Genomic DNA, 26,792 nt, shown 5'->3' with positions numbered 1-26,792 from the left:
GAAACAGAGATGCGCCGACGGCGGTCCAGCGCCAAGCGCCGCGCCGCAAGCACGCCCCCCCCCCCCCCCCCCCCCCCCCCCCCCCCCCCCCGCCCCCGTTCACACGTTCCCGCGGTCCCCTCCGATTCGGTGTGATCCGTCATTCCGTCGGTGGCACACGGCGGATTCCGCACGGCGAGATGGTGTGGTTCGATGGCGTGAGGACGAGGGGGAACACAGGATCACCGCGACCCGTTCGGCGCACAACGCCGAGATCACCGCCGAAGACTCCAGGACGATCTGGTCCGTCTCGAGCTGCAGAAGCAGGCGCTGAAGCGGGAACTCGCCGCCACCGTGGCCCATCTGAGCTCCGTTCAGCGGACACTCGGCGCCCTTCGGGTACCCATGCGTGACCCGGCGCTACCGGATGCGCTCCCAGCCCCGGTGCGGGGCGCGGGAGCCGAGCTGGGTGTCACGGCTGCGGTAGACGATGTAGGGACGGGTGAGATACCCCAGGGGCGCCGTGAGCATGTGGACAAGCCGGGTGAAGGGCCAGGCCGCGAAGAGCAGCAGGGCGCTCAGGGCGTGCATCTGGAAGAGCACCGGGACGCCGGTCATCAGGTCCGGGTCGGGTTGCAGGTAGAAGATCGAGCGGAACCACGGGGAGATGGTCTCGCGGTAGTTGTAGCCCCCGCCGACGATGTTCGCCGCCACGGTCGCGGCCAGGCCCAGCCCGATGGTCACGGCCAGGGAAAGGTACATGGCCTTGTCGTTGCGCGTGGTGGCCGAGAAGACCGGGCCCACGGTGCGCCGCCGGTAGATCAGGATGGCCAGTCCGCCGATGGTGCAGACGCCTGCGATGGTGCCGACGACGACCGCGAGGACGTGGTAGGTGTGCTCGCTGATCCCGACGGCGTCCGTCCAGCTCTCAGGGATGAGCAGTCCGCCGATGTGGCCGAGCAGCACGAAGAGGATGCCGAAGTGGAACAGCGGGCTGCCGATGCGCAGCAGGCGCCGTTCGTAGAGCTGCGAGGAGCGGGTGGTCCAGCCGAACTTGTCGTAGCGGTAGCGCCAGACATGGCCGAGGACGAACACCGCGAGGCTGAGATAGGGCAGCACGATCCACAGCAGGATGCCGCCGGTGCCGGATTCCACCGCCAGGGTGAGGTGGGGCTGGGTCACGCTCATCGAGGGCCTCCGGCGGACGGGGCGGGCATGTACTGGGGTGGCGCGTAGGGGTCGAGGCCCACCTGTTCCTCGGGCGGTCCCTCGGCGGCGAGCCGGGCGACCGCGTCGCGTTCGTCGCCGGCGAGCGCGGGCAGGGTGGCGGAGACGGAGCTCAGCAGGTCCGCCCAGGGAGCCTGGTCGTCACGGAGGGCGAGGCGCAGCAGTTCCAGGCCGGCCCGGTGCTCGGTGAGCAGGCGCATGCCGGTCGCCGGGTCCGCGGCGGCGAACTCCAGGACGACGGCGAGGTGGTCGGGCAGCTCGTCCTCGCCGAGCCGCCAGCCGGCCCTGGCGTAGGCCTGCTTCAGACGCACCAGGGCGAGGCCCCGCTTACGGGTGTCGCCGTGAGCGTAGTAGGTGAGATACGGGCAGCAGCGCTTGCGGAGGTCGAAGGTGGCCACGTAGGCGGCGGCCATCGCTTCGGTGCCCGCGTCCTCGGCATGCTCGATGAAACGGAGCAGGGGTTCGCCCACCCCGGCGGGCAGCGCGGGCGCCGTCCGCCGGGCCAGGGACAGATCTCCGGGCTGGTCCTCGCCGGGGTAGCCGAGGAGCAGGGACTGGATCTGCCAGGCATAGGTGTGCCAGGGCTGGACCCGGTTCGCGGGCCTGAGTTTGAGTTTGTTCCTCATGGCTTCGGTTCGACCTCTCCGCCGCTGTCCGGGCTGCTTGGACTGTCACCGTTCCCGGGCGGGAAGAGGCCCGGCGGACTGCCCTTGCCGTCCCAGTTGAGGAGGTTGACGCGGGTCTCCTTGCCGGTGGGGGCCGCGGAAGTGTCGGAGGTCTGACGGTCGCGCAGGGCGTGGAAGCTCTCCACCGCGATCGGGGCGGCTCCGCCGGAGGTCTCGCCGAAGGGGCCGGAGCCTCCCATGCCGGGACCGCCCTCGTAGTCGAGGCTGCACTCGGTGGCCAGTTCCTCGAGGCTGTGGGCCTGTTCGGCGTGGGCGGTCGGGATGACGTACCGCTCGTCGTACTTGGCGAGGGCCAGCAGCCGGTACATGTCGTACATCTGCTCCTCGCCCATGCCGACGGACTCCGGGATGGAGGCGTCCGGTTCGCGGCCGAGGTTGATGTCCCGCATGTAGGCACGCATGGCGGCCAGCCGGCGCAGCACCGCGTCCACCGGCGCCGGGTCACCGGCGGTGAACAGCTGGGCCAGGTAGTCGACGGGAATGCGCAGGGCGTCCACGGCGGCGAAGAGGTTGCCGTGGTCCTCGGCGTCCCGGCCGGTGTCCCGTACGGCGTCGACCACCGGGGACAGCGGCGGGATGTACCAGACCATGGGCATGGTGCGGTACTCCGGATGCAGCGGCAGCGCCACCTTGAAGGTGTTGATCAGGGCATGGATCGGGGAGCGCTGCGCGGCCTCGATCCAGTCCCGCGGAATGTCCGCCTTCTCCGCCTCGGCGATCACCTGTGGGTCGTTGGGGTCGAGGAAGACCCCCCGCTGGGCCTCGTAGAGGTCCTTGTCGTCGGGGGTGGACGCGGCTTCCAGGACCTTGTCCGCGTCGTAGAGGACGAGCCCGATGTAGCGCAGCCGGCCGACGCAGGTCTCGGAGCAGACGGTGGGCAGACCGACCTCGACGCGCGGGAAGCAGAACGTGCACTTCTCGGCCTTGCCGGTGCGGTGGTTGAAGTACACCTTCTTGTACGGGCATCCGGTCACGCACATCCGCCAGCCGCGGCACTTGTCCTGGTCGACCAGGACGATGCCGTCCTCCTCGCGCTTGTAGATCGCGCCGGAGGGGCAGGACGCCGCGCAGGACGGGTTGAGGCAGTGCTCGCAGATCCGCGGCAGGTAGAACATGAAGGTCTGCTCGAACTCGAGCTTGATCTTCTCCGAGACCTGGTTGAGCAGCACGTCCTTCTCGCCGTGCTCGGACGATCCACCGAGGTCGTCGTCCCAGTTCGCCGACCACGAGATCTTCATGTCCTTGCCGGTGATCAGGGACTTGGGGCGGGCGACCGGGGTGTGCTCCTGCAGCGGCGCGTTGGTCAGGGTCTCGTAGTCGTACGTCCAGGGCTCGTAGTAGTCGTCCAGGGACGGCAGGACCGGGTTGGCGAAGATGGTGATCAGCTTCTTGAACCGGCCGCCCGCCTTGAGCGCGAGCCGGCCCTTCTTGTTGAGCTCCCAGCCACCGCGCCACCGCTCCTGGTCCTCGTAGCGGCGTGGATAGCCCTGACCGGGCCGGGTCTCGACGTTGTTGAACCACACGTACTCGACACCGGTGCGGTTGGTCCACGCCTGCTTGCAGGTGACCGAGCAGGTGTGGCAGCCGATGCACTTGTCGAGGTTCATCACCATCGCCATCTGTGCCATGACGCGCATCAGTACGTCACCTCCTGGTTGGTGCGGCGGCGGATGACGGTGACCTCGTCGCGCTGGTTGCCGGTCGGGCCGAGATAGTTGAAGGCGTAGGAGAGCTGGGCGTAGCCGCCGATGAGATGGCTGGGCTTGATCAGCAGGCGGGTGAGGGAGTTGTGGATGCCGCCGCGCCGGCCGGTGGTCTCGGTGCGGGGCACGTCGATCAGCCGGTCCTGTGCGTGGTACATGTACACGGTGCCCTCGGGCATGCGGTGCGAGACGACCGCACGGGCTGCGACCACGCCGTTGCGGTTCACGGCCTCGATCCAGTCGTTGTCCCTCACCCCCACCTTCGCCGCGTCCTGGGTGCTCATCCAGATGTGCGGACCGCCCCGGGACAGGGACAGCATGAAGAGGTTGTCCTGGTACTCGGAGTGGATGGACCACTTGTTGTGCGGGGTCAGGTAGCGCACGGTCACGCCGAGTTCGCCCGTCTCGCCGAGGCGTGGCTCGTCGAAGAGCGCGTGCATGTTCAACGGGGGCCGGTACACGGGTAGTTGCTCGCCGAGGGCGGCCATCCAGTCGTGGTCGAGGTAGAAGTGCTGGCGGCCGGTCAGCGTATGCCAGGGCTTGGACCGCTCGACGTTGACGGTGAACGGCGAGTAGCGCCGCCCGCCGGTCTCCGAGCCGGACCACTCGGGCGAGGTGATGACCGGGACGGGGGCGGCCTGGGTGTCGGCGAAGGTGATCTGCTTGCCCTCGTGCTCGGCGGCCAGATCGGCGAGCCGGGTGCCGGTACGGGCCTCCAGGGTGTGGAAGCCCTGGGTGGCGAGATGGCCGTTGGTGGTGCCGGACAGGGCGAGGATCGCCTCGCAGGCGTGGGAGTCGCGGGCGATCGAGGGGCGGCCGTCGGCGGCTCCGCCGCGCACGGTGCCGTTCTTGTGCCGCAGGTACTCCAGTTCGCGCTCCACCTTGAAGGTGACGCCCTTGGTCGTGGCGCCCAGGGAGTCCAGCAGGGGACCGAGGGCGCCCATCTTGTCGGCGACGGCGCCGTAGTCGCGTTCCACGGTGATCAGCTTCGGCATGGTGCGGCCGGGCACCGGCTCGCACTCCCCCGCCTTCCAGTCCCGCACCGTGCCGTGCGGGTTGGCCATCGCGTCGGGGGTGTCGTGCAGCAGCGGAGCGGCCACCAGGTCGTTGCGCACGCCGAGGTGGTCGGCGGCCTGGCGGCTGAACTCCTTGGCCAGGGTGTGGAAGATGTCGAAGTCGGTACGGGTCTGCCACGGCGGGGAGATCGCCGGGTTGAACGAGTGCACGAAGGGGTGCATGTCCGTGCTGGACAGGTCGTACTTCTCGTACCAGGTCGCCGCGGGCAGCACGATGTCGGAGAAGACGGTGGTGCTGGTCATCCGGAAGTCGAGGGTGAGCAGCAGGTCGAGCTTGCCCTCCGGGGCCTCGTCGTGCCACACCACGTCCCGGGGACGGGCCTCGGGCGGGGCCTCGGTGGCGCGCACCGAGTGGTCGGTGCCCAGCAGGTGTTTGAGGAAGTACTCGTTGCCCTTGGCCGACGACCCCAGCAGGTTGGCCCGCCAGACGGTGAGGACCCGCGGGTAGTTCTCCGGCGCGTCGGGGTCCTCGCCCGCGAATCCGAGCCGCCCCGCCTTCAGTTCACCGACCACGTGATCGGCGACCGGGACGCCCGACGCCTCGGCCTCGTCGGCCAGGTCGAGCGGATTGCGGTCGAAGGTCGGGTAGGAGGGCATCCAGCCCATCCGGGCCGAGGCCGCGATGACGTCCGCGGTGCTCTTCCCCGCGAACGGTCCGCCGCCGTCGCCCGCCGCGGCGAGGGTGTCGGCGGAGAAGGGGTCGTAGCGGAACTGGTCGCTGTGCAGATACCAGTAGGCGGTCTGGATCATCTGGCGGGCGGGACGGTTCCAGTCGGAGGCGGTGGCGATCGTGGAGTAGCCGGTGATCGGGCGGACCTTCTCCTGGCCGACGTAGTGCGCCCAGCCGCCGCCGTTGACGCCCTGGCATCCGGTGAGGGTGGTCAGGGTCAGAAACGCCCGGTAGATGGTGTCCGAGTGGAACCAGTGGTTGGTCCCCGCCCCCATGATGATCATCGAACGGCCGTGGGAGTCCTCGGCGTTGGCGGCGAACTCCCGGGCGATCCGTGCCGCCCGGTCCGCGTCCACACCGGTGATCCCGGCCTGCCACGCCGGGGTGTACGGCTCGTCGGCGTCGTCGTAGCCGGTGGGCCAGTTCCCGGGCAGTCCTTCGCGGGCCACGCCGTACTGGGCGAGCAGCAGGTCGTACACCGTGGTCACCAGCCGCCCCGCGACCCGGCGCACCGGCACTCCGCGCCGCAGCCGTGCGGCGGCGCCGTCCGGGGCGTCGAAGCGGGGCAGCTCGACAACGGCCGCCGCCTCGTCACCGCCCTCGGCGGACAACAGGGGCCGGATGTCGCCGAGATCGAGGTTCCACTTCCCTGCGCCGGCCTCACCGAAGCGGTCACCGAGGGTGCCGCCCGGCACCACGGGCAGGCCGGTGGCACCGTCCAGCAGCACGGTCTTGAACTCGGCGTTCTCGGCGCGGGCCTGGTCGCCGCCGAGGTCGGAGGCGGTGAGGAACTTCCCGGGCGCGTACGTGCCGGGCTCTTCCTCGCGCTCGTCGAGGGCGACCAGGAAGGGCAGATCGGTGAACCGCTGGACGTAGTCGGTGAAGTACGGCGTCTGCCGGTCGACGAAGAACTCCTTGAGGACCACGTGTCCCATGGCCATCGCCAGCGCGCCGTCCGTGCCGGGCTGGGCGGCCAGCCACTCGTCGGCGAACTTCACGTTGTCCGCGTAGTCCGGGGAGACCGCGACCACCTTCTGCCCGCGGTAGCGGGCCTCGGCCATCCAGTGGGCGTCCGGGGTCCGGGTCACCGGCACATTGGAGCCCCACATGATGAGATACCCGGCGTCCCACCAGTCGCCGGACTCCGGTACGTCGGTCTGGTCGCCGAACACCTGCGGCGAGGCCACGGGCAGATCGGCGTACCAGTCGTAGAAGGAGAGCATGACCCCGCCGAGCAGGGAGTAGAAGCGCGCCCCCGCGGCGTGGGAGACCATCGACATGGCGGGAATCGGGGAGAACCCGGCGAGCCGGTCCGGACCGTACTCCTTGATGGTGTGGACGTGCGCGGCGGCGGCCATCTCCGTGGCTTCGGCCCAGGTCGCCCGGACCAGCCCGCCCTTGCCCCGGGCCCGCTTGTAGCGGCGGGAGCGCTCGGGGTCGTTGACGATGTCCGCCCAGGCGGCCACCGGGTCGCCGAGCCGTGCCTTGGCCTCCCGGTACATCCCCAGCAGCACGCCGCGCACATACGGGTAGCGGACCCGGGTCGGCGAGTAGGTGTACCAGGAGAAGGCCGCGCCCCGGGGACAGCCGCGGGGTTCGTACTCGGGGCTGTCCGGGCCGACCGACGGATAGTCGGTCTGCTGGGACTCCCAGGTGATGATGCCGTCCTTGACGTACACCTTCCACGAGCAGGAGCCGGTGCAGTTCACTCCGTGGGTGGAGCGCACCACCTTGTCGTGCGACCACCGGTCCCGGTAGAACTCGTCCGCCTGACGGCCGCCCTTGCGGTGCATCGAGCGAAGGTCCCCGGACACCTCCGCCCGGGTGAAGAAGCGGCGTGAGCGGACCAGTGCCTGAGCCACCTCACCGTCCATGCCCGGGGAGTTGCTCCCCCGGCCCGTCCTTCCCGGTGTCGGGCTCGCCTCCGTGCTCACTCCATCGCTCCTTCCCGGACGCCTCGCGTCCGTGGCATGCCCGCTCGGGACCCAGCGGTTGTACGCACTGGCTCGTCTTACCTGACCACCGGACAGATATTCGGAATCAGTGCGTCTTTTTGATCGCCAGTCCCTTTGTACCCTCCTTTCACTCCGAGCGGGGGCGGACCGGGCCGGTCGGCCCGGTCCACGCCTCAGCCTGTCGGCTGCTCCATGCGGGTGCCGGCGCGGGCCCGCACCGCCTCGACCGCCTCCCACTGCTCGGTGGACAGCGCCGCCAGCGCGGCGGGGAAGACACCGTCCTGTTCCTTGAGGATGTGCAGACGCAGCAGATCGAGCATCCGGATGAGCCGGTCGGGCCAGCCGGCGTCCTGCGGCGTGCCGGCCGCGGCCTCCGCCAGCACGGATTCGACCTGCCGGTGTTCCTCCTGGAGGGCGGCCAGCTGCTCCGGGAAGTCGTCGGCCAGCGCGGGGAACAGCCCGTGCTCCTCGACCTCGGTGTGGGGTTCGAGTACGTCGCCGATCCGGCGGGCCAGCTCCGCCATCCGGTCGATGTCGCCGTCGCGGCGGGCGTCCCGGACGTGGCTGATCAGTTGCACCACCTCGTCGTGCTCACGGGTGAGTTCGTCGATCGTCGTGAGGGACTGGCAGCCGCAGTACTCGCACATGGTGTTACCTCCTTCTGGGGTTTCGGGCGGGTCAGTGCGACTGGGCGGCGGGGACCCGGCGTTCGGTTTCGCGGCGGACACCGGTTGCGGTGTAGACCAGGGCGGCGACAGCCACCAGGGCCAGCAGGACCAGGCCCAGGGCGTAGGAGCCGTACGCGCCGTACAGGGCGCCCATCACCAGCGGGGGCAGGAAGCCGCCCAGGCCGCCCGCCGCGCCGACGATGCCGGTGACCGATCCGACCTTGTTCGCCGGGGCCAGCAGGGCCACCAGGGCGAAGACGGCGCCGCTTCCCGCGCCGAGTGCCGCGGCCATGGCCAGGAACGCGATGGTGCCGACGGGCGCCAGGGCCGGGGTGAACGCCTGGACGAGCGCTCCGACGGTCACCAGACCCAGGGAGCCGCTCAGTACCCGCACCGGGCCGATGCGGTCCGACAGCCAGCCACCGACCGGCCGCATGGCCACGGCCAGGAGTACGAACCCGGCCATGCGGTTGGCCGCGTCCGCCTGGGTGAGGCTGTAGCCGGTCTTGAGGTAGGTGGGCAGGTACACCGAGAAGGCGACGTAGCCGCCGAAGGCCACCGCGTACAGGGCGGACGCCTGCCAGGTGACACTCAGCTTGAAGGTGTCGCCCATCCGGCGGGCCAGCGGCTCGGTGGGCACGGTGCGTCCGGGTGCGTCGCGCAGCACGAAGGCCGCGAGCGCCGCGTACGCGGCCAGCACGACGGCGGTGATCACGAAGGGGTTGGCCATGCCGTTCGCGTCGACCAGCTTCACCGTGGTGAGGGCACTGATCGCGGTGCCGCCCATGCCGGCTCCGAAGACGCCGATGGCCAGGCCCCGGCGTTCGGGCGGGAACCAGGCACTCACGAAGGGCACGCCGATGGCGAAGGCGGTGCCGCCGATCCCCAGGAAGAAGCCGCCGATCAGCAGCGCGGCGAACGAGGAGTGCCCGGCCAGGCCCAGGTAGAGCACGGGCACGGTGGTGGCCAAGGAGACGAGCGGGAACATCACCCGTCCGCCGAAGCGGTCGGTGAGGGCGCCGACCGGGATGCGGCCCAGTGAGCCCACGATCACCGGGACGGCCACCAGCAGCGACTGCTGGAACGAGGACAGGCCCAAGGAGTCCTGCAGCCGGGGGGCGAGAGGGCTGAGCAGGGCCCATGCCCAGAAGTTCACGGCGAAGCCGACGGTGGCCAGGGCCAGCATCAGCCAGGCGCGGCCGGTCACGGCGGGGCCGGGTCCCGGTGCTCGATTCGACTTGCTCGACGGCTGGAGCATGCCGTCCGTCCTCCCTGTTCGCGGTGCGGCCCGTTTCAGTCGGCGCCGCGGGTACCGGGCTGTGCGCCGGCCTCCCACGACCACTATCGGCTGCGGAACGCGGCGGTGCGTGGGCCGTCAGTCCTCACCACCCGGGACCGGCGGTCCCGGGTGCAGAGGTCCGAACGGCGGGCCCGACCTGCCGTTCGGCCGGATGTGCCGCGGCCCGCGGGGTGAGAGTTCCCCGGGCCTCGGGGCCGTAACCGAAACGGATCAGCACGTGGGGGCTGCACCATTTGACGGAGGGAGGCCTCATCGCCCCCCGCAGGTCCGGCCATTCCATGGCCTGGTGGAGCAGCGAGGTCCGCACCCCGTGCGCGGTGGCCACCAGCAGAGCGCGTTCGAGTGCCTGGCCCGCCAGCAGCCAGTCACGCGGCCGGTCGCCGACGGTCCACAGCAGGGCCACCTGGGCGTGCCGCTCGAACGGTAGCCGCGGCCGTCCGGGCGCGGGCGGCCGGCCGGTGAAGTCGCGCATCGGCATGCGCCCGGAAGCGTCCAGCGGGCGGGAGGTGGTGAACGGGATCCCGTAGGGACTCGCTCCGGGCGGCGCTATCCAGGCGCGGCTCTCGGCCGTACGCGCCTTGTCCGCGGCGTTGCGCAGTTCGGCCGCCGAGGTGACCCGCAGCAGTCGGCGCGTCTGGACGATGTCCGGAACGTACAGGTGGGCCCCCTCGGCCCGCGCGGCGGTGACCAGCTCGGCGACGACCGGCTCGGGCACCGGACGGCCGGTGAACGGCATCCGGCTGGAGTGACGCCGGGCCACGGCCGCGTACAGCGTGCGGTGGTCCGGCGGAGCGGTGGCGGGGAGGGTCAGCTGCACGGTGGCGAGCAGGTCGGGATCGTAGGGGTCCGGCAGCAGGTGCGCGACGGGCTGCCAGCCGAGATGGGCGGCGGCGACCCGCAGGTTGAGCACCGCCGAGCCGGCGGACAGGTACAGGGCGCGCCCCGCCGGGTCGGCCAGTGCCAGGGAGCGGCTGCGGTCGGCGTGGACGGTGACCGACCGGGTGCTCAGGTCGAAGCCGAAGCGCCAGGGCTGGGTATTGTGGATCGACGGTGCCGCCACCGCCGCGGCCAGCAGCGTCTCCAACGCGCGGGCGTCGATCTTGTCGGTCTTCATGGTGGCTCCTCGCCGTCCGGGAACCTCCGGTGTGGAGGGGACTGCCTCTGAATCCCACCCTGCGCCGCCGCCGGGCGTGTGACGAGGGCCACCCGGCCCATCGCCCGCGGCCGAACGACACCCCTACGTCGCCGGGAGGGCTGTGGCGAGCAGGACGACGCCCAGCGAGCCGACGAGGGAGACGACGGCGAGGCCGCGGGCCAGGTCGGTGCGGTGGCGCGAGTGGGCGATGCCGTGTGCGGCCGCGGCGGCCATGACCACGAGGAACAGGGCCAGTTTGGCCGCGAGCGTGCGGCCGTAGCCGGGCTCGGCGAGGGACGCCCAGGTGACGCCCTTGTGCCAGGCCATGGCGACGCCCGTGCCGAGCTGCACCGGCAGGAACAGGGCACCCGTGAGCAGCCCGAAGCGTCGTCCCGCCTCGGCGGTGAAGCGGTCCTTGGCGTCGGCGGCGAGCAGGCGTCTGGCGAGCGGCAGGACCACCAGGGACAGGGCCAGCTGTCCGCCGACCCACAGTGCGGCGCCGGCCACGTGCGCGAAGCGCACCAGGGACCACAGTCCTACGGTGTCCACTACCGGCTCACCTCCACGGTGCCGTGTGCCCCGGCCTCGGCGTGCCGCATGTCGTGGTCGACGAAGGAGTAGTGCCCGGCCTCGGGGAACGTGGTCTCGACGAACCCGCCTTGCGCGGGCGCCAGGTCGAGGACCTGCGCCCCGCCGGGCCTGTCGGGTGTCAGAAGGTAGGCGCCTTCCTTGTACACCGTGTCGAAGACGGTGCCCACGATGTGGAAGGCGACCGGGTCGCTCGGACCGGCGTCGATCACCCAGAACCTGGCCCGTTCACCGGCCTTCACGGTCAGCGGCCGCTTCGCGTACTGGGCGGCGACTCCGTTGAAGACCCAGGCGTCGGGAGTGCCCTCACGCATCTTGGCCACCTGGGCGGCGCTGCCCGGGGTGCCCAGATAGAGCGCGGAGGAGACCAGGACGTATTCGTGGTCCACCTCCTTCAGGCCGGGCGGATCGATGACGACGGCGCCGTACATGCCGTTGCCGATGTGCTGGAGCATGGGGGCGGTACTGCAGTGGTACAGCCAGGCTCCGGCCTTCTCGGCACGGAACCGGTAGACCAGGCGTTCCCCGGACTGGAGGGTGCGCATGGGCCGGTCGGGGGCGAGGGCACCGGCGTGGAAGTCGATGCCGTGGCCCATGCCCTTGTCGTCGTTGATCAGGGTGATCTCGAAGACGTCGCCGACCTTGCCGCGCAAGGTGGGGCCCGGGGCGGTGCCGCCGAAGGTCCACATCTGCTGTTTCACACCGGGGGCGACCTCGACGGTGGTGTGGTCGGCGCGCAGTTCCACCTTGTGGAGCCGGCCGCCGGGGGCGGGGGCGAGGCCGGCGCCGCGCTCCTGCCAGCCCCGGGAGAAGTCGGCGCCGAGGTCGAGGCCGGTGCCGTTGTCGGGCGCGGAGTGGCCGCTGTGCGTGTCACCGGCGGACTCGTGGGCGGAATCGCCGTGCGGGTCACCGGCCGCCTGGTGGGTGGAGCCGTCGTCCGTGTCACGGACGACGATGTCCAGGGTCATACCGGCCGCGCGGTGTCCGGGCAGGGTGCACCAGGCCTCGCGGTCCTCGGTGACCGGCCCGAGGTCGAGGGTGCGGCTCTGGCCGTGGGCGAGCAGCGGGGTGGCGGGCCCGTCCTCCACCTTGAGGTCGTGCCGCTGGGCGTCGGTGTTGGTGACCTCCAGGCGCAGGGCGGTGCCCGCGGCGACGTCGATGCGGGCGGGACGGACGCGCATGTTCTCCAGGGTGACCTCGACGGTGCGCGTGGCGGCGGCGCCGGAGCCCGCCCCCGAGGCGACAGCCGGGCCGCCGGCCCCACCGCCGCTGTTGGCGGCGAGCACGGCCAGCACGGTCAGCGCGGCGCCGGCCGCCGTGCCCAGCAGGGCGGGCCGCCGGGAGGAGCCGCCGGAGCCGTCCGGCGCTCCGCGCCCGTCGCGCGCGCTCCGCAGCAGGACCGAGGCGGCAAGGGCGACGAACGCCGCGCCGGAGACCGCGGCCAGCACCACGCCCGCCGTGCCGGCCGGATCGGGCAGCGGAAGCGCCAGCAGCGCCACACCGGCGTTGAGTGTCACCAGACGGGTCACCCAGCCCCGCTCCAGCACCGCTCGCAGCGCGGCCCGCCGCTGTGCGCCGGAGGCGAGCACGATCGGCAGCAGATAGGTGAGGGCACCGATCAGGATTTGCGCGACGAAGCCGACGAGCCACACCAGGACCAGGGAGCCGATGGCCTCCTGGGCGTCGGCCGGTGTCCCGGCGGCGAGGACCGCGGCATCCGCCACGACGCCGGCGAGCAGCCACGCGGCGGCGGCCGCGAGCATCCCGGCCGCTCCGGCCGACACCGGGTTCGGACGGCGCGCCGTCCGGGCGAACAGTCCGACGGCGACGCCCACCCCGGCGGCGTACACGGCGACACCGGCCGCGGCGGCCCTCTGCGGGCCGGCCGCCAGTGCGGCGACCGTGGCCACGAGGCCGGTCCCGGTCAGGGCGAGCACCCACCGCGCGGCCCTGGTGGTGCGGTCGGCCATGCGCACGCCGAGCACGGTGGGCCAGAGCATGAACAGTGTGCCGAGGACGGGCAGGCCGATCCAGCCGAGCAGGGTGATGTGGACATGCGCCAGGCGTACACCGGCGAACCCCTGTGGTCCGGTACGGCCGGTGGCCAGCAGCCAGCCGAGGACCGCGCCCACGACCATGGCGGCCGCGGCGGCCCGGTAGAAGCCGACGACCGGGGCCAGCCGTCCGGCCGGCGCGCCCCGGCCCATGCGCACCAGCACGGCCAGGTGTGCGGCGATCACGGTGACCAGCAGGGCGCAGGCGGCCCCGACGAGCAGGGGAATCTCCGCCCACACGCCGGTCAGCACCCCGGCCACGGCGAGGTTCGCCGACGCCAGCCGGGCATCGCTCCACCGCTCGTCGAAGGCCCGCGCGTGCAGCAGGGCCACCGCGAAGTACTCGCTCCAGAGCAGGACCGCCGTGGTGGCGGCGCCGAGCAGGAACAGATGGATCGCCAGCCAGCGGGCGATCGGCAGGTTCTGCTGGGCGGTGGCCGCGAGCAGCGCCAGGGCGGCCCACGCCACGACCAGGATGTGGGCGCGCAGGTGGCGGGCCTTCAGCCCCGGCCGTTGCTCCCTTCCGCCGTACCGGGCGGCGGTGGGCCGGGGCTCGTCGTGCTTGCCGGTCACAGTGCTCCTTGGTGCCGGGTGCCGGGGTGTGGGACGTCGGGGCCTTCGGCGGCCGGGGCCCCGGACCCGTCCGGCCGGATCGCGCCGGCACCGGGCAGCAGCGCCGCCAGCTCCTGCTGGTAGGGGAAGGAACCGGGCTGGTAGCCGCACCAGGGTTCCTCGGCGTACGGGTCGCCGGTGACGCCGTACGCGCGGGACCGGGAGCCGCCGCAGACCCGGCGGAACTCGCACCGCCCGCACCGGCCGCCAAGGCTGTCGGCGTCGCGCAGGCCGGTGAACAGCTCCGAGGAGCGGTAGATCTCGGGCAGCGGCGTGGTGCGTACACTGCCCGCGCCCAGGGGCAGGAAGCCGCTGGGGTGCACGGTGCCGGTGTGCGACACGAAGACGAAGCCGCGGGCGGCGTTGACGTCCAGCGGCGGGCGCCGCACCCGCCGGCCTCCCTGGGCCAGGCCCAGTTCGGCGGAGCGCTCACTCAGTTCGCGGTAGAGCGGCCCGAGTCCCAGCACGGCCACATGGTCGTCACCGGTGTCCGCGAGGACCTTGCGCTGGAGCGCCACCCGGCGGAAGTGATGGGCCTCGGTGGTCTTGGCCGGCACGGTCAGGCCCACGTCGTACACGAAGTTCAGTACGTCCTCGGTCTCGGCGGGGGTGAGGACGCCGAGTTGTCTGCCGCGGCCGGTGGGCACCAGGAAGAAGGCGCTCCACAGCATCGCCCCGTGATCGCGCACGAGGCGGACGATGTCCGGCAAATCCTGCAGGTTGTGCCGGGCGACCGTGGTGTTGATCTGCACCTTCATGCCCATCGTGCGGGCGGTGTCCCAAGCGTCGAGCGTCCACCGGAACACGCCGGGCACGCCTCGGAAGCCGTCATGAGTCTCTGCGGTGGATCCGTCGAGGCTGAGGGAGAGTCCGACCGCGCCGGCCGCGTGCACCTCCCGCAGCCGCTCCGGGGTGAGCGTCGGGGTGCCGGACGGCGACACGGCGACGCGGACGCCCACTTCGGTGCCGTAGGCGATCAGTTCGTTCAGGTCGGGCCGCTGGAACGGGTCGCCGCCGGTGATGACGAACAGCGGGGAGGGCCGGCCGAACGCGGCGACCTGGCGCAGCAGGTCCTTGGCCGCCGCCGTGTCCAGCTCGCGCGGGTCGCGGTTGGGTACGGCCTCGGCACGGCAGTGCAAACAGGCCAGCGGGCAGGCCCGGGTCGATTCCCAGATGACGATGAACGGCCGCTCGGCGACGTCCTGGTGCTGCTGCCGGATCACCCGTGCCCCGCTCACCGGGCACCCCCGGTCCGGCTCGGGCGCTGCGTTCGCCCGGCCACCCGGGAATCAGGACAGACAGCCCGGGCGGCCGGACGGTGACCGGCCCGGACCGTGCGCAGCATCCGTGACGGGGGTCGGCGGGGGAAACAGCCGAGCGGATGCTGGTTACGGTGGAACACGGGACACCTCCGGGTCGGTCGATGTCAGCCTGTCGCACCGGGCGGGGCCGCGCCGCGGCCGACCAGTCCCGATCCGGTGGGCCAATGGTCCCTCGCTCCGGTGTCCGCGGCGGAGCCGGACGGCCTCTCGGCAGGCATGCGCCGCCCCGGACCACGGGGGGTGGTCCGGGGCGGCGCAGCGGATCGGCGGTCGCGGTCAGGAGGAGCGCCGGCCGGCTCCCAGGGCGTTCGCCGTGGCCACAAGGGCGACCCCGGTGCCGGTCAGCAGGGCACCGAGGCCGCTGACCAGGGTGGTGAGGTGCCACGCCTGGTACGCGGACAGCAGGGAGGCGCGCAGGGTCTCGCCCATGAAGGCGGTCTGACGCAGCTGTGCGAGCTTCTCGAGGTCGCCCTCGCCTCCGTGCAGTTCCTCGGTGATCTCCGCGTAGGTGCGGCCCGCGGTGGCCTTGGCGAGGTGGTCCTTGATGAGCTCGGCGTAGGCGTGGGCCTCGCCACCGGTCTCCACGGGGCGGCCCGCGAAGTGCGCGAGTCGGTCGGGCAGGCCCCGGTCCGGGAAGGTGATCCTCTGTGCGGCCAGTTCCGCGCGTATCTCCTTGCGGCCGCCGAGGCCGCGCAGCAGCATCACCGGCCCGGCTGCTCCCAGGGCGAGGCCGGCCAGGCCGATCAGGGTACCGGCCGTACGGGGTGCGGCGTTCATGTTGTGTCGTCCTTCGCGTCGGGGGCGGGCCGGTCGCCGCCGGCCGGCGGATGCGGGGTGAGGAGGTCGTGCAGACCTGCGAGCAGGGTGGCCAGGGAGACCCCGGGTGCCATGGCGAGGAGGGGCAGGACCAGGCCGTTCTCCTTGGCGGTGTGTTCCTCGAAGAAGACCTGCAGGGCCCGGGCGTGAGCCACGGCGTCCGCCGGGGCGACGGCTGTGCGCAGCGCGTCCACGAGTCCGGTGATGCAGCGGTGTTCGGCGGCCAGGCTCACGATGAGCAGACGGGCGTCGGGCATGGTCCGCGCGGCCGGGTAGAGAACGGCTTCCTGAGCGGCCGCGTGCGGCAGCAGTTCCCGGTCGCAGAAGGCCACGAGTCCCGTGCGGAACGTCTCGGCGGCGCTCGGATCGGTGCCCGCCGCCGTGGCCAGGAGTGCCACTCGGCCGGCCAGTTCCCCTGCCGTGCGCGCTTGTTGAGCCTCGGCCGCTTCGAGCGCCGTGGCGTCTTCGGGAGCCGACGCGAGGGTGAGAGCACTCATGAAGGTGTCTCCAGGGGTTGACGACCGGCCGGGCGGACCGGTGCGGGTGAGGGGCACGGTCCACCACGTCCCTGACGCGACCCAGTTCCCTGGGCGGCCGGCCCGGGTGGGTGCCGGCCGGGGACGTGGTGGACCGCACGTCCGGCCGTGACTGAGGAACGGCCGGACGGTGACCGGCTGGGTGCACGCCGCGCCTGCTGCCCGGCCCGTGGCACGCGAGAAGACGTGGCCGTGCAGGGTGACGTGGCGGTCCGTGGCGCTTTCCGGCCGGTCATGTGTCAGCCTCACCCGCTCCGTCACCGCGCCGCCTGGGCCGGGCGGGCCCGCGGCGGCGTCCACCGGTCCCGGCCTCCGCCCCGCAACAGGGCCGAACGGCCGGTTTCGGGTAGGCGCTTCGACCCATGCGGGCGGGGCCGAAGCCGCCTAGCGTCCGCTCTCATGGACCACCGAAGCCACTCCGACGGGACGTGTCCGCACGCCTGGCGAGCCCGCCCGGACTCCTTGCGCGGGGCACGGCGTCGATGTCCCACGGGCTGACACGCGATCCGCCCGGCGACGCCGGCCGGGGTCCGCGTCGCCGCCCCGCTCGTCGGACGGTCCGCCCCACGTGCTGGAACCGGATGCCCTCCCACGGCCGCTCCGGCGGCGCGCGGAGCACGGCCCGCCCCTCCTGGAGCGCCGGGTGCGGTCACCACGCCAGGTGCGCGTCACCACGCCGCCCCGGCAGCCTCCTCTCCTCCTCTCCGCCTCCCGCCCTCCTCTTCGCTCGTGCGCTGCCCCGCCGCCGTGGCCGCCCCTCGCCCGTCCGCCGGGACCGGCGGACCACGCCCGCACAAGGACCCTCATGATCCTGGAAGACCTACGGACGGCCTGCCGCAAGGACCCCGCCCTGCACGGCGTCCACGCCGTCGAGGTACTGCTGTACCCGGGGCTGTGGGCGATCTGGGCGCACCGTCTCGCCCACCGCCTGCACCGGCTGGGCCTGCCGCTGTTGCCCCGGGCCCTGTCCCAGCTCAGCCGTGCCCTGACCGGCATCGAGATCCATCCCGGCGCCGTCATCGGACGCCGCTGCTTCATCGACCACGGCATGGGCGTGGTGATCGGCGAGACCGCCGTCCTCGGCGACGACGTGATGCTCTACCACCGCGTCACCCTCGGCGGCACCGGCTGGTGGACCGACGTGCCGGCGGCCGGACGGCACCCCATGATCGGCGACCGGGTCGTCCTCGGCGTCGGCGCCAGTGTCCTCGGTCCCGTCCGCGTAGGCCACGACACGCTCGTCGGCGCGCACGCCCTCGTCCTGACCGACGTCCCCGCCCACTCGTGCGTCCGCGCCGCGAGCACGCACCACTCCACCCCGCCGGACTCCGCACCACCACCGGCACCGAGCACAAAGGACCAGCATGTCGGCGATACACCCCTCGATCACCGCGCTCATCGGCCGCACTCCCCTGGTGGCCCTGCACCGCTACGGTGAGGGCCTGCCGGCCCGCCTGGTGGCGAAACTGGAGTCCGCCAATCCGGGCGGCAGCGTCAAGGACCGCATCGCCCTGGCCATGATCGAGGACGCCCGGGCCACCGGCGCGCTCCGGCCCGGTGGCCACATCGTCGAACCGACCAGTGGCAACACCGGCATCGGCCTGGCCGTGGTGGCCGCCGCCCAGGGGCATCCGGTCACCTTCACCATGCCCGAGAGCATGAGCCTCGAACGGCGGGCCCTGCTGCGCGCCTACGGGGCCGAGCTGATCCTCACCCCCGCGGCCGACGGGATGCGCGGCGCCCTCTCCCGCGCCGCCGAACTGGCTGAACGGCACGGCTGGTTCATGCCGCAGCAGTTCACCAACCCGGCCAACCCCGATGTCCACCGCCGCACCACCGCCCAGGAGATCTGGCAGGACACCGCCGGGAAGGTCGACGTCCTGGTGGCCGGGGTCGGCACCGGTGGCACCGTCACGGGCGTGGGCCGGGTGCTGAAGGAGAAGAAGCCGGAGGTCACCGTGGTGGCCGTGGAGCCGGCCGAGTCGGCGGTGCTCTCCGGCGGCTCCCCCGGCCCGCACCGCATCCAGGGACTCGGCGCCGGCTTCGTTCCCGAGGTCCTGGACACCTCCGTCTACGACGAGGTCCACCGCGTCGCGCTGCCCGGGGCGCAGGAGGCGGCACGCCGTCTGGCGCGTACCGAGGGCATCCTCGCCGGTGTCTCCGGCGGCGCCGCCCTCCATGCCGCCACCGACCTCGCACGGGACCCGCGCCATCGGGACGCGCTGATCGTGGTCGTGCTGCCCGACACCGGGGAGCGGTACCTGAGCACGGACCTGTTCGCGTGACGCCGGTCCGCAGGGCCCCGGGGTTTCGTGCTCCCGGGGCCCTGCGGCCCGAAGGCTCTGCGGCCCCGGACCCCGCCCGTCACGTCCCGCACGGAGCCCCGCCGCCCGGCACCCCGCGGTCCTGGACCCCGCCGCCCGGCACGTCCCGCCCGGAGCCCCGGCGTCCGGCACCTCGCCCCCCAGCACCCCGCGATCCGGGACCCGGCCGCCTGGGCACACGGCCGAGGACGGGAGCAGGAACCGGGGCCGATAGGACGCGTGACCAGGGCCGTTCGGCCCAAGGCCGCCACCCCCGCGGAAACCTAGGTTCCTGACCATGGAGAACGATCAGAGCGCACGCCGGGGACAGAAGCCCGCTCCGGGGACCTGGCCGCTGGCCGCGCGCAGACTGCTGAACCGCCGTGAGGTCTCGTCGGACGGACGCGCGGTCTTCGGCGAGGGCGACCCGAAGTGGGAGGGCTTCTACCGGGACCGCTGGTCCCACGACAAGGTGGTGCGCTCCACCCACGGCGTCAACTGCACCGGTTCCTGTTCCTGGATGGTGTACGTCAAGGACGGCATCATCACCTGGGAGCACCAGGCCACCGACTACCCGTCGATCGGCACCGACTGCCCCGAGTACGAGCCGCGCGGCTGTCCGCGCGGTGCGTCGTTCTCCTGGTACACGTACTCACCCAGCCGGGTCCGTTACCCGTATGTGCGCGGTGCCCTGCTGAAGTTGTGGCGCGAGGCCCGCAAGCGGCTGGGCGACCCGGTCGCGGCCTGGGCGGAGATCACCGGTGATCCGGCGAAGGCCCGCGCCTACAAGCGGGCGCGCGGCAAGGGCGGGCTGGTACGGGCCGACTGGGACGAGGTGGCCGAGCTGGTCGCCGCCGCCCATGTGCACACCGTCAAGCAGTACGGCCCGGACCGCGTGGTCGGCTTCTCGCCGATCCCGGCGATGTCGATGGCCTCGTTCGCGGCCGGTTCCCGGTTCATGTCGCTGATCGGCGGCACCCTGCTGTCGTTCTACGACTGGTACGCCGACCTGCCGGTGGCGTCCCCGCAGGTCTTCGGCGACCAGACCGACGTGCCGGAGGCCGCGGACTGGTGGAACGCCGGCTACCTGATCATGTGGGGCTCCAACATCCCCGTCACCCGCACGCCCGACGCGCACTTCCTGACCGAGACCCGCTACAACGGCACCAAGGTCGTCGCCGTCAGCCCGGACTACGCCGACAACGTCAAGCACGCCGACGAGTGGGTGTCCCCGCATCCGGGCACCGACGGGGCGCTGGCGATGGCGATGGGCCATGTCATCCTGCGTGAGTTCCTGGTCGACCGCGAGGTGCCGTACTTCCAGGAATACCTGCGCACGTTCACCGACGCGCCGTTCCTGGTGACGCTTCGGGAGCACGGCGACGACCTCGTACCCGACGGCTTCCTGACCGCCGCCGACCTCGGGCAGGGGGACGCGAACGTCGAGAACGCGGACTCCAAGACGGTCCTGCTGGACTCGGTCACGGGCGAGCCCGTCGTCCCCAACGGGTCCCTGGGCTTCCGCTGGGCGGAGAGCGGCGCGGGCAGCTGGAACCTCGACCTCGGCGACGTCGTCCCCGAGCTCAGTCTGCTCCAGCGGGCCGAGAAGACCGCCACCGTGGCGCTGCCCCGCTTCGACGAGGGCCCCACCGAGGGCGGTTCGAGCATGGTGCGCGGAGTGCCGGTGCGCCACGTCGGCGGACGTCTGGTCACCACCGTCTTCGATCTGATGCTGGCGCAGTACGGCGTCGAGCGGCCGGGCCTGCCCGGCGACTGGCCGGCCTCCTACGACGACGCCTCGCAGCCCTACACCCCGGCCTGGCAGGAGACGGTCACCTCGGTCCCCGCCGAGCAGGCGGCCCGTATCGCCCGGGAGTTCGCCCGCAACGCGGAGCGCACGAACGGCCGCTCCATGATCGCGCTGGGAGCCGGCACCAACCACTGGTTCCACTCCGACACGATCTACCGCGCGTTCCTGGCACTCACCACGATGACCGGCTGCCAGGGCGTCAACGGCGGCGGCTGGGCCCACTACGTCGGCCAGGAGAAGGTCCGTCCCCTCACCGGTTTCCAGCACCTGGCCTTCGCCTTCGACTGGCAGCGGCCCACCCGGCACATGGCGGGCACGTCGTACTGGTACCTCAACTCCGACCAGTGGCGCTACGAGGCGTTCGGGGCGGACGAGCTGGCCTCTCCCCTGGGCACCGGCAAACTCGAGGGCAAGACCTTCGCCGACTGCCTGGCGCAGGCCGTGCGGCTGGGCTGGACGCCGGGTCACCCCGCCTTCAACCGCAACCCGCTCGACCTGGCGGACGAGGCGGCGGCGCAGGGCCGCCCCGTGGCCGAGCACATCGTGGACGAACTGAAGTCGGGGCGGCTGCGGTTCGCCGCCGAGGACCCGGACGCCCCCGAGAACTTCCCGCGCGTACTGACGGTGTGGCGGGCCAACCTGCTGGGGTCCTCCGGCAAGGGCAACGAGTACTTCCTGCGGCACCTGCTGGGCGCGGACGCGGCCGTCCGCTCCGAGGAGACACCGCCCGAGGGGCGTCCGCGGGAGGTGGTCTGGCACGACGAGGCGCCCGAGGGCAAGCTCGACCTGCTGGTCACCATGGACTTCCGGATGACCTCCACCGGTCTGCTCTCCGACGTCGTCCTGCCGGCCGCGACCTGGTACGAGAAGGACGACCTGTCCAGCACGGACATGCACCCCTTCGTGCACGCCTTCACCCCGGCCATCGCCCCGCCCTGGCAGGCCCGCACCGACTACGACACCTTCCTCACCATCGCCGACAAATTCAGCGACCTGGCCGCCGAGCACCTGGGCACGCGGACCGACGTGCTGGCGGTGCCGCTGACACACGACACGCCCGACGAACTCGCCCAGCCCGGCGGGGTGGTACGGGACTGGAAGACCGGCGAGTGCGAGCCGGTACCCGGACGCACCATGCCCAAACTGGTCGTCGTCGAGCGGGACTACGCCGCCACCGCACAGAAGATGCGGGCCATCGGTCCGCTGCTGGACACCCTCGGCACCACGACCAAGGGCGTCACCGTCCACCCCGACCGGGAGATCGAGGACCTGCGCCACCGCTGCGGAACCGTCCGCGACGGCGTGGCCGCCGGCCGGCCGTCGCTGGCCACCGCCTCCAACATGTGCGAGGCGATCCTGGCCCTGTCCGGCACCACCAACGGCCGCCTGGCCACCGAGGGCTTCCGCGAGCTGGAGCGGCAGACCGGCAGCGAGGGTCTGGTGGAACTCGCCTCCGAACGCGAGGCCGAGCGGATCACCTTCGCCGACACTCGCACCCAGCCTCGCTCGGTGATGACCTCCTACGAGTGGTCGGGCTCGGAGACCGGCGGGCGCCGCTACTCCCCCTTCGTCATCAACACCGAGCACAAGAAGCCCTGGCACACCCTCACCGGTCGGCAGCACTTCTTCGTCCAGCACGACTGGATGACCGAGCTGGGCGAGCAACTGCCCGTCTACCGGCCTCCGCTGAACACCCCGAGGCATTACGGCGACGAGCATCTGCACGACGGCCGGGCCGAGGTCACCGTCCGTTACCTGACCCCGCACTCGAAGTGGTCCATCCACTCCAACTACCAGGACAACAAGTACATGCTCGACCTGTCCCGCGGCGGACCGGTCATCTGGATGTCCCTCCAGGACGCGGAGAAGATCGGCGTCAAGGACAACGAGTGGATCGAGGCGTACAACCGCAACGGCGTCGTCGCCTGCCGGGCCGTGGTCACCCACCGGATGCCGGAGGGAACGGTGTACATGTACCACGCCCAGGACCGCAATGTGAACGTGCCGAAGACCGAGGTCAGCGGCAAGCGCGGGGGCATGCACAACTCGCTGACCCGCCTGCTGCTCAAGCCGACCCATCTCGCCGGCGGCTACGCACAGTTCACCTACGCCTTCAACTACTACGGCCCGACCGGCAACCAGCGTGACGAGGTCACCGTCATCCGCCGCCGCAGCCAGCAAGTGGAGTACTGAGATGCGCGTCATGGCCCAGATCGCGATGGTGATGAACCTCGACAAGTGCATCGGGTGCCACACCTGCTCGGTCACCTGCAAGCAGACGTGGACCAACCGCACCGGTGTGGAGTACGCCTGGTTCAACAACGTCGAGACCAAGCCCGGCGTCGGCTACCCCCGACGCTACGAGGACCAGGAGCAGTGGAAGGGCGGCTGGATGCTCGACAAGCGCGGGCGCCTGGTCCTGCGCTCCGGAGGGCGCGTCAAGCGGCTGCTGTCGCTGTTCTCCAACCCCGACCTGCCGTCCCTGGAGGACTACTACGAGCCGGTCACCTACGACTACGACAACCTCATCAGCGCCCCCGCCGGGCCCGACATGCCCGTCGCGCGGCCCCGCTCGGTCCTCACCGGCAAGCCCACCGAGATCACCTGGGGCGCCAACTGGGAGGACGGCCTCGGCGGCGCCCCGGAGAACGCCGGCGGCGACCCCAACCTCAGCGGTGAGTGGGCCGAGAAGGTCAAGTTCGAGTTCGAGCAGACCTTCCTCTTCCATCTCCCCCGGCTGTGCGAGCACTGCCTCAACCCGGCCTGCGTGTCGGCCTGTCCGTCCGGCGCGATGTACAAGCGGGTCGAGGACGGCATCGTCCTGGTCGACCAGGACAAGTGCCGCGGCTGGCGGATGTGCGTGACGGCGTGCCCGTACAAGAAGGTGTACGTCAACCACGCCACCGGCAAGGCCGAGAAGTGCACCTTCTGCTTCCCGCGCATCGAGGCCGGTCAGCCGACCGTCTGTTCCGAGACCTGCGTCGGCCGGCTGCGCTACCTCGGCCTGGTGCTGTACGACGCCGACCGGGTCGGTGAGGCCGCGGCCACGCCCGACGAGAAGGACCTGCTGGACGCCCAGCGGGGCGTCTTCCTCGACCCGTTCGACCCCGAAGTCATCGCCGCCGCCCGGGAGTCGGGCATGCCGGAGGACTGGCTGGACGCCGCCCGCCGCTCCCCGATCCACGCCCTGGTGTCGAAGTACAAGGTGGCTCTGCCTCTGCACCCGGAGTACCGCACGCTGCCGATGGTCTGGTATGTGCCCCCGCTCTCTCCCGTGCTCGACGCGGTCGACGCGGCCGGCGGCAACCAGGACGATCCCGACCATGTCTTCGCCGCCGTCACCCGGCTGCGCATCCCCCTGGAGTATCTGGCGGAGCTGTTCAGCGCCGGGGACACGGATGTCGTCGGCGGGGTGCTGATGAAGCTCACCGCGCTGCGCTCGTACATGCGCGAGCGCACGCTCGGCGAGGAGGGCGACGAGGCCGTGCTCAAGGCCGTCGGCCTCACCGCCCAGGAGGCCGAGGATCTGCACCGGCTGCTCGCCATCGCCAAGTACGAGGACCGCTACGTCGTTCCCGCCGCGCACAAGGAGGACGCGGCCGCGATCTCCGCCATGGAGGACCGCTGCCCCGTGGAGACCTCGGGCGAGGCGGAAGCCGGTGACGGCCGCCGCGTGATGCTCGGCATCCCCACCTTGCGCCGCCGCTCACCCGAGACCCCCGCCGGAGGCCGACCGTGACCCCGCTGTCCCCGCCCAGTGCCCAGCGCCCCGGAGGATTCCCCTCCGTCCCCGGTATCGTCCGCACCAAGGTCCGGGCCGCGCTGCGGCGCCCGGACCGGGCCACCCGCACCGACTCGCTCACCCCCGAGGAGACGGAGCAGCGGGCGCTGCTGCTGCGGCTGATGTCACTGCTGCTGCAGTACCCCGACGCCGAACTCGCCGCCGCCCGGCCGGTGATCACCAGCACGGTCGCAGCGCTGCCGTCGTCGCCCGCGGCCGGGCATCTGGCCGAGTTCGCCACCTGGTTCACCGGCCAGGAGACGGACGCCCTGGAGCGGCACTACGTCGAGACCTTCGACCTGCGCCGACGCAGCGGCCTCTACCTCACCTACTACCTGCACGGCGACACCCGCCGCCGCGGCATGGCCCTGCTCACCCTCGCCCAGCGCTACCGCGCGGCCGGCTGGGACACCGACGGCGGCGAACTTCCCGACCACCTCCCGGTCGTGCTCGAGTTCGCCGCGCTGACCGGCACCGGCAAGGGCGAGGCCCCGCTGCGCCAGCACCGGCGCGGCATCGAACTGATCCACCACGCCCTCACCGACGCGGACTCCCCCTACCGGCACGTCCTCGCCGCGCTGATCGAACTGCTCCCCCCGGCGACCGGGGCCGATCTGCGGGCGGTGGCCGAGCTGGCCGCCCAGGGCCCGCCGAACGAGGACGTCGGGCTCGACCCGTACGGAGCGGGCGACTTCGCGCCGCCGGGCGCCTTCGTCCCGCCCGGGCAGGCCCCGCCCACCCTGGTTCCGCCGTCCGCCGCGTACCGTCAGGAAGACCGCTGATGAACACCTCCGGAGCCGACCTCCTCCTCTGGGTCGCCGTCCCCTACGTCTGCCTCGCGGTGTTCGCCGTCGGGCATGTCTGGCGGTACCGGCAGGACCAGTTCGGCTGGACCTCCCGCACCAGCCAGCTTCTGGAGCACCGCTGGCTGCGCTGGGGCAGCCCGCTGTTCCACCTCGGCGCGTTCATGGTGATCGGCGGGCATGTCGTCGGTCTCGCGGTGCCGGCGTCCTGGACCGAAGCGGTGGGCATCGACGAGCACGCCTATCACACCACCGCCGTATGGGCGGGCTCGGTCGCCGGGATCGCCATGGTCGTCGGTCTCGGGATGCTGTGCGCCCGCCGGCTGCTGAGCCGGCGGATCCGGCTGCGCACCGACCGCAGTGACAAGGTCCTCTTCCCCCTGCTGTCGGCGACCGTGCTGGTGGGCATCACCGCCACCGCCGCGCACAACGTCTTCGGAGCCGGTTACGACTACCGCTCCACCGTCTCCGTGTGGTTCCGCGGCCTGTTCACCCTCGCCCCGAAGCCCGAAGCGATCGCCGACGCCCCGCTGCTGTTCCAGCTCCACGCACTGACCGCCTGTCTGCTCTTCGCGATCTGGCCGTTCACCCGCCTGGTACATGTGTGGAGCGCGCCGGTCGGCTACCTCGTCCGCCCGTACGTGGTCTACCGTCGCCGCACCGGCGGGCCGGGAGCCGCGGCGCCGGGCGGCAGGCGGTCCCGTACCCGCGCCTCCGGACGTGCCGCGTGAGCCGTGAACCGGACACCGCCTCCCCGGCGGTGTCCGTCAGCCCGGCCGGCGCGGGCCGGCGGGCCGGCTGGGCCATGCTGGTCACCGGACTCATCGGCTGGCTCGCCTCGTTCCAGCTCACCCTGGACGACTGGCGGACGCTTCAGGACCCGTCCTACATTCCGGCATGCAACATCAGTCCGGTCGTCAGCTGCGGCAGCGTCATGTCCAGCCCGCAGGGCAGCCTGTTCGGCTTTCCCAACATGCTGGTCGGGCTCGGGGCGTTCGCCGCCGTGGCGGCCCTGGGCATCGCCGTGCTCTCGGGCGCGCGGCTGCACCGGCGGCTGTGGCTCGCACTGGAGGCCGGAGCGTTCACCGGGGTGGTGTTCGTCCACTGGCTGATCGTGCAGTCACTGTACGAACTCAACAAGCTCTGCCCGTACTGCGTCGTCGTCTGGATCGTGACCATCGCCCTGTTCTGGTTCGTGACCCTGCACTGCCTCGAACAGGGTTTCCTGCGGCTGCCCCGCGGCGTCAGCGACGTCGTCCAGGACACCCACTGGATGCTGCTCGGCGCCTGGTACGCGGTGATCGCGCTGCTCGTGCTCACCCGTTTCTGGGACTACTGGAGCAGCCTGCTGTGAGGGAACGCGGAGGGATGACGTACTGGCCGAGTGGACGACCGCGGTGCGGGCCGAGCCGGGTGTCGGCCGCGAAGTCGACCGTGCCCTCCTCGTCGTCCTCGTCGTCCTCGTCGTCCTCGCCGACCACGCCGACCACGCCGACCACGCCGACCACGCCGACCACGGTGTCGCCCGGCACGCGGCCCCGCTGACCACGTTCCCGGCACGCCGGTGAACTCGCCGCCCGGGGAGGCGGTGGGCCGAGGGCGGTTCCGTGGCGGGCTGGTTCGCCGCGCGCCCGGCACCACGTCACGCGTGCTCCGTCTCCCCGTCCGGGCGAGGGGGGGGGGGGGGGGGGGGGGGGGGGGGGGGGGGGGGGGGGGGAGGGGGGGGGGGGGGGGGGGGGGGGGGGGGGGGGGGGGGGGGGTGGGAGGA

20 protein-coding genes are annotated in these 26,792 nt (G+C 72.1%); 8 read left to right on the top strand and 12 right to left on the bottom strand.

The window, feature by feature from the left end:
* Positions 1-399: 399 nt before the first annotated feature.
* The 12 genes from narI (ACZ5C2_RS34730) to ACZ5C2_RS34675 form a co-directional block, all read right to left on the bottom strand.
* The gene (narI, locus tag ACZ5C2_RS34730) at positions 400-1,167 is read right to left on the bottom strand and encodes a respiratory nitrate reductase subunit gamma (RefSeq protein WP_468800217.1); all 768 of its coding nucleotides are present in this window, start codon (positions 1,165-1,167) and stop codon (positions 400-402) included.
* A complete protein-coding gene (gene narJ / locus ACZ5C2_RS34725; protein ID WP_468800215.1) occupies positions 1,164-1,832 on the bottom strand; it encodes a nitrate reductase molybdenum cofactor assembly chaperone in 669 nt (222 codons plus the stop codon). The genes narI (ACZ5C2_RS34730) and narJ (ACZ5C2_RS34725) overlap by 4 nt, the downstream gene beginning before the upstream one ends.
* A complete protein-coding gene (gene narH / locus ACZ5C2_RS34720) occupies positions 1,829-3,529 on the bottom strand; it encodes a nitrate reductase subunit beta (protein WP_468800213.1) in 1,701 nt (566 codons plus the stop codon). Before narH (ACZ5C2_RS34720) ends, narJ (ACZ5C2_RS34725) begins: the two co-directional genes overlap by 4 nt.
* Entirely contained in the window at positions 3,529-7,215 is a 3,687-nt protein-coding gene (locus ACZ5C2_RS34715; RefSeq protein WP_468800221.1) for a nitrate reductase subunit alpha, read from the bottom strand. The genes narH (ACZ5C2_RS34720) and ACZ5C2_RS34715 overlap by 1 nt, the downstream gene beginning before the upstream one ends.
* Positions 7,216-7,469: 254 nt before the next feature.
* Complete coding sequence (locus ACZ5C2_RS34710) at positions 7,470-7,943, bottom strand: hemerythrin domain-containing protein (protein WP_468800211.1); 474 nt, start codon at positions 7,941-7,943, stop codon at positions 7,470-7,472.
* 31 nt (positions 7,944-7,974) lie between these two features.
* Positions 7,975-9,222: an MFS transporter gene (locus ACZ5C2_RS34705; RefSeq protein ID WP_468800209.1), complete on the bottom strand. Its 1,248-nt coding sequence runs from the start codon at positions 9,220-9,222 to the stop codon at positions 7,975-7,977.
* Positions 9,223-9,346: 124 nt separating this feature from the next.
* A complete protein-coding gene (locus ACZ5C2_RS34700) occupies positions 9,347-10,378 on the bottom strand; it encodes an Acg family FMN-binding oxidoreductase (RefSeq protein ID WP_468800207.1) in 1,032 nt (343 codons plus the stop codon).
* 123 nt (positions 10,379-10,501) lie between these two features.
* Entirely contained in the window at positions 10,502-10,948 is a 447-nt protein-coding gene (locus tag ACZ5C2_RS34695) for a hypothetical protein (RefSeq protein WP_468800205.1), read from the bottom strand.
* On the bottom strand, positions 10,948-13,614 hold the full coding sequence (locus tag ACZ5C2_RS34690) for a multicopper oxidase domain-containing protein (protein ID WP_468800203.1): 2,667 nt from the start codon (positions 13,612-13,614) through the stop codon (positions 10,948-10,950). The genes ACZ5C2_RS34695 and ACZ5C2_RS34690 overlap by 1 nt, the downstream gene beginning before the upstream one ends.
* Positions 13,611-14,891 (bottom strand): TIGR04053 family radical SAM/SPASM domain-containing protein, encoded by a 1,281-nt coding sequence (locus ACZ5C2_RS34685; RefSeq protein ID WP_468800201.1) that lies wholly within the window; start codon positions 14,889-14,891, stop codon positions 13,611-13,613. Before ACZ5C2_RS34685 ends, ACZ5C2_RS34690 begins: the two co-directional genes overlap by 4 nt.
* Before the next feature lie 360 nt (positions 14,892-15,251).
* On the bottom strand, positions 15,252-15,752 hold the full coding sequence (locus tag ACZ5C2_RS34680; protein WP_468800199.1) for a hypothetical protein: 501 nt from the start codon (positions 15,750-15,752) through the stop codon (positions 15,252-15,254).
* Positions 15,749-16,288: a hemerythrin domain-containing protein gene (locus ACZ5C2_RS34675; protein ID WP_468800196.1), complete on the bottom strand. Its 540-nt coding sequence runs from the start codon at positions 16,286-16,288 to the stop codon at positions 15,749-15,751. Before ACZ5C2_RS34675 ends, ACZ5C2_RS34680 begins: the two co-directional genes overlap by 4 nt.
* Before the next feature lie 844 nt (positions 16,289-17,132).
* Here ACZ5C2_RS34675 and epsC point away from each other — a divergent pair.
* The 8 genes from epsC (at position 17,133) to ACZ5C2_RS34635 (ending at position 26,592) form a co-directional block, all read left to right on the top strand.
* Positions 17,133-17,765, top strand: a complete 633-nt coding sequence (gene epsC / locus ACZ5C2_RS34670) for a serine O-acetyltransferase EpsC (protein ID WP_468800194.1) — start codon at positions 17,133-17,135, stop codon at positions 17,763-17,765.
* Positions 17,692-18,612 carry a cysteine synthase A gene (cysK, locus tag ACZ5C2_RS34665; RefSeq protein WP_468800192.1) on the top strand — a complete coding sequence of 307 codons (921 nt, stop codon included), beginning with the start codon at positions 17,692-17,694 and terminating at the stop codon, positions 18,610-18,612. Before epsC ends, cysK begins: the two co-directional genes overlap by 74 nt.
* A 316-nt stretch (positions 18,613-18,928) precedes the next feature.
* Positions 18,929-22,633, top strand: a complete 3,705-nt coding sequence (locus tag ACZ5C2_RS34660) for a nitrate reductase subunit alpha (protein ID WP_468800190.1) — start codon at positions 18,929-18,931, stop codon at positions 22,631-22,633.
* A 1-nt stretch (position 22,634) separates the two neighbouring features.
* Entirely contained in the window at positions 22,635-24,179 is a 1,545-nt protein-coding gene (narH, locus tag ACZ5C2_RS34655) for a nitrate reductase subunit beta (RefSeq protein WP_468800188.1), read from the top strand.
* A complete protein-coding gene (narJ, locus tag ACZ5C2_RS34650) occupies positions 24,176-25,003 on the top strand; it encodes a nitrate reductase molybdenum cofactor assembly chaperone (protein ID WP_468800186.1) in 828 nt (275 codons plus the stop codon). The genes narH (ACZ5C2_RS34655) and narJ (ACZ5C2_RS34650) overlap by 4 nt, the downstream gene beginning before the upstream one ends.
* On the top strand, positions 25,003-25,755 hold the full coding sequence (gene narI, locus ACZ5C2_RS34645; RefSeq protein WP_468800184.1) for a respiratory nitrate reductase subunit gamma: 753 nt from the start codon (positions 25,003-25,005) through the stop codon (positions 25,753-25,755). Before narJ (ACZ5C2_RS34650) ends, narI (ACZ5C2_RS34645) begins: the two co-directional genes overlap by 1 nt.
* Positions 25,752-26,378 (top strand): vitamin K epoxide reductase family protein, encoded by a 627-nt coding sequence (locus tag ACZ5C2_RS34640; protein ID WP_468800182.1) that lies wholly within the window; start codon positions 25,752-25,754, stop codon positions 26,376-26,378. Before narI (ACZ5C2_RS34645) ends, ACZ5C2_RS34640 begins: the two co-directional genes overlap by 4 nt.
* A 43-nt stretch (positions 26,379-26,421) precedes the next feature.
* Positions 26,422-26,592, top strand: a complete 171-nt coding sequence (locus tag ACZ5C2_RS34635) for a hypothetical protein (protein WP_468800180.1) — start codon at positions 26,422-26,424, stop codon at positions 26,590-26,592.
* Positions 26,593-26,792 lie beyond the last annotated feature (200 nt).

The sequence above is a fragment of the Streptomyces sp. NPDC031365 genome (assembly GCF_055569765.1).
Note: the sequence above shows the minus strand (reverse complement) of the source record. Positions and strands in the feature narration are given on the sequence as shown.

What these genes read in the sequence shown, in the direction of transcription:
- narI (WP_468800217.1), bottom strand. Translation starts at nt 1,167, where the DNA reads ATGAGCGTGACCCAGCCCCACCTCACCCTGGCGGTGGAATCCGGCACC.
- narJ (WP_468800215.1), bottom strand. Translation starts at nt 1,832, where the DNA reads ATGAGGAACAAACTCAAACTCAGGCCCGCGAACCGGGTCCAGCCCTGG.
- narH (WP_468800213.1), bottom strand. Translation starts at nt 3,529, where the DNA reads ATGCGCGTCATGGCACAGATGGCGATGGTGATGAACCTCGACAAGTGC.
- ACZ5C2_RS34715 (WP_468800221.1), bottom strand. Translation starts at nt 7,215, where the DNA reads ATGGACGGTGAGGTGGCTCAGGCACTGGTCCGCTCACGCCGCTTCTTC.
- ACZ5C2_RS34710 (WP_468800211.1), bottom strand. Translation starts at nt 7,943, where the DNA reads ATGTGCGAGTACTGCGGCTGCCAGTCCCTCACGACGATCGACGAACTC.
- ACZ5C2_RS34705 (WP_468800209.1), bottom strand. Translation starts at nt 9,222, where the DNA reads ATGCTCCAGCCGTCGAGCAAGTCGAATCGAGCACCGGGACCCGGCCCC.
- ACZ5C2_RS34700 (WP_468800207.1), bottom strand. Translation starts at nt 10,378, where the DNA reads ATGAAGACCGACAAGATCGACGCCCGCGCGTTGGAGACGCTGCTGGCC.
- ACZ5C2_RS34680 (WP_468800199.1), bottom strand. Translation starts at nt 15,752, where the DNA reads ATGAACGCCGCACCCCGTACGGCCGGTACCCTGATCGGCCTGGCCGGC.
- ACZ5C2_RS34675 (WP_468800196.1), bottom strand. Translation starts at nt 16,288, where the DNA reads ATGAGTGCTCTCACCCTCGCGTCGGCTCCCGAAGACGCCACGGCGCTC.
- epsC (WP_468800194.1), top strand. Translation starts at nt 17,133, where the DNA reads ATGATCCTGGAAGACCTACGGACGGCCTGCCGCAAGGACCCCGCCCTG.
- cysK (WP_468800192.1), top strand. Translation starts at nt 17,692, where the DNA reads ATGTCGGCGATACACCCCTCGATCACCGCGCTCATCGGCCGCACTCCC.
- ACZ5C2_RS34660 (WP_468800190.1), top strand. Translation starts at nt 18,929, where the DNA reads ATGGAGAACGATCAGAGCGCACGCCGGGGACAGAAGCCCGCTCCGGGG.
- narH (WP_468800188.1), top strand. Translation starts at nt 22,635, where the DNA reads ATGCGCGTCATGGCCCAGATCGCGATGGTGATGAACCTCGACAAGTGC.
- narI (WP_468800184.1), top strand. Translation starts at nt 25,003, where the DNA reads ATGAACACCTCCGGAGCCGACCTCCTCCTCTGGGTCGCCGTCCCCTAC.